Annotated in this window: 2 protein-coding genes and 1 pseudogene; all 3 read left to right on the forward strand. The window is 45.0% G+C overall.

The window, feature by feature from the left end; translation table 11 throughout:
* The coding region (locus tag ACJMM4_RS05570) for a hypothetical protein (RefSeq protein WP_405383503.1) at positions 1-192 on the forward strand (192 nt) is incomplete at its 5' end.
* 125 nt (positions 193-317) lie between these two features.
* A complete protein-coding gene (locus ACJMM4_RS05575) occupies positions 318-1268 on the forward strand; it encodes an IS30 family transposase (protein WP_405383505.1) in 951 nt (316 codons plus the stop codon).
* A gap of 171 nt (positions 1269-1439) precedes the next feature.
* Positions 1440-1822: pseudogene (locus ACJMM4_RS05580) on the forward strand ([FeFe] hydrogenase H-cluster radical SAM maturase HydG); the annotation flags it as partial.

Raw genomic sequence — 1822 nt, forward strand, 5'->3', positions numbered from 1 at the left:
AGCTTGTTGAGTACGGCGATACCGCACAGATGTTTGCCGCTGCAACGGATGAACGTACAAAGGCTTATCTCACCGGCAAGATGGGATAGTAATAATGTTTTATTTTTTCATTTGGTGTTAATGGCATCGCAAGGGATTGAATATACTGTCAAGATAGAAGTGCAACAAAATTCCCCTTGCTCACGAGTTTGAGCGTAGCGAAAAGGAGTGAGCAAGGGGAATTCGATAAGTGCCAGTACACAAGTCAACTAGCAATACAAAAAAAATAAAAAAGGGAGACCGCAGTCTCCCAAGGATTAACTAATTTTGTATTGCAAATGTATAATCACTTAATCCGTGAGCAAAGGTACGTAATCTACCTGGAACTACAAAGAGGAACATCACAAGAAGTAATTGCTCAACTTATAGATGTGAGCAAATCCACCGTCAGCCGTGAAATCAAGCGCAATTCCACGAAGAACGGCAAGTATGTATGGTTCAAGGCGCACGACAAAGCCGAAGAGCGCAAGAAACGCACGCCCGGTAACAGAGGACTACCCCCTCTATTGCGATGGCGCATAGAACAGCTCATAAAAGACGAGCAATGGTCACCCCGCCAGATAAGCGGCTACCTCGCAAAAGAAGGTGTAAAGGTGTCTCACGAAGCGATATACGCAATGATACGCAACGACGCAAGCGGGGAACTGGCTGAAAACTGCAGGCACAAGATGAAGTACAAACGCACAGTTCGCCCTCATCGTGTAACCAAGGCTACGAATATAAAAAACCGTGTCAGCATACACGAAAGGCCTACGGAAGCAGACGGCAAACGCTTCGGTGATTGGGAGATGGATCTAATTGTAGATAAGGCAAGCAATGCCATACTTGTGCTTATGGAACGCTCGACCAACTTTGTGCTTATGGAAAAACTCAGACAAGGCAAGAAAGCCAAGCCTGTTGCAAAGGCTGTATGGCGTTTGTTGCTGCCATACAAGGGCGAGGCATTAAAGACCATTACCACAGACAATGGTAGCGAGTTTGCCGAACACGAGTGGATTACAAAGCAACTGAATGTGCCCATTTACTTTGCAGATTCGTACTGCTCTTGGCAGAAAGGAGGAGTTGAAAATGAGAACAAACTTATTAGGCAATATATACCGAAAGGAATGGATATAAGCACCGTTACCGACAGAAAAATAAAGAAAACACAATACAAATTAAACCAAAGACCAAGAGAAAAACTAAACTTTTCAACACCAAAGGAGTGCTTTTACAAATTTATTTCGTAATGTTGCACTTGCTGGTTGACTCTGCAATGCCCATACGGGCCGTTTATTTCTAAGATAATTCCCCCTTCTGCGGTTCTTTTTCAAAAAAAATATGTAACTTGCACCTCAATTTTAGAAGAGGGTGTCGGCGTGCCTTGCCGGCGAGTGCGGCGCCCGTAAAATGGGGAAGATATGTATGACGCAAAATCATTAAAAGCCGAAGAATTCATAAGCGACAGTGAGATTCGCTCCACAATAGAGTATGCAGCCGACAAGGCCGGAGACAGGGAATTGGTGAAAAACATTTTGGAAAAGGCGCGTGCCTGCAAGGGTATTACCCACCGCGAGGCTGCCGTTCTGCTCGAGTGCACCGATGCCGATTTAATAGAGCAGATGTATGCGCTTGCGCGTGAGATAAAACATAAGTTCTATGGCAATCGCATAGTGATGTTTGCTCCTCTTTACTTGTCGAACTACTGCGTGAATGGCTGTGTCTATTGCCCCTATCACGCAAAGAACAAAACCATACATCGCAAGAAACTTACCCAGGAGGAGATACGTGCCGAGGTGATAGC

The organism is Phascolarctobacterium sp. (assembly GCF_045124115.1).
Classification (GTDB): Bacteria; Bacillota; Negativicutes; order Acidaminococcales; family Acidaminococcaceae; genus Phascolarctobacterium_A.